This is a genomic window from Massilia psychrophila, from assembly GCF_002760665.1.
Taxonomy (GTDB): domain Bacteria; phylum Pseudomonadota; class Gammaproteobacteria; order Burkholderiales; family Burkholderiaceae_D; genus JAFCUW01.
The window spans coordinates 1-744 of record NZ_PDOB01000092.1 but is presented as its reverse complement, the minus strand read 5'-3'; the positions used below and the strand labels follow the sequence as shown (position 1 = coordinate 744).

Annotated in this window: 1 pseudogene; it reads right to left on the bottom strand. The window is 61.2% G+C overall.

Features of this window, described 5'->3' with window-relative positions:
- Nucleotides 1-682, bottom strand: a pseudogene (locus tag CR103_RS23775) (IS3 family transposase); the annotation flags it as partial.
- Nucleotides 683-744 lie beyond the last annotated feature (62 nt).

Below are 744 nucleotides of genomic sequence, written 5' to 3'. Positions count from 1 at the left end.
GTGATGTCTGTACTCCAGACGTGGTTCGGCCGCACGATGGCCACGCCACGCAGCAGATACGGATACACCTTGTGACCCGGATGCTGAACCGCCGTGCCCGCACCGGGCGCCATCCCCGCCAGCCCCAGCATGCGCATCAATCGCTGCACATGCTTGCGATTTACCAGCCAGCCTTGCCGCTTCAGAATCACCACCATCCGCCGGCTGCCGTAGAACGGATGCCGGGTGAATTCCTCATCGATCAGCGCGCACAAGGTCAGGTCATCTTCGCCAGGGCGCTCCACCTCACGTGGACGATACACTGTCGCCCTCGAGACACCGGCCAGCTCGCACTGGCGCACCACCGATAGCTCGCCGGCGGCTTCGACCCAGCCCAACCGCACCGCGCCGCTTACAGGCCTGACTTTTTTTTAAGCCAATCCAACTCCATCTTGAGGCGCCCGATTTCGCCGTACAGCCGGTCGTCATCGCCATGCGCCGCTTCTGCTTTCGGACCCCGCTTCCCTTCGAATAAGGTGCCAGCACGGGCCAGTATCTCTTTCTTCCACTGGGCCACCATCACCGGATGAACGCCGTGCTGCTGCGCAATCTCGTTCACCGTTCTGACTCCGCGCACGGCCTCAAGGCCGACCTTTCCCTTGAACTCCGCGCTGTGCACTTTCCGCTTCTTTATTTCCGCCATTCGCCGCTATCCTCCTGTGAGGACCGTAGCTTAAACCGCTGTCTCAAATCATGGGTCCACTA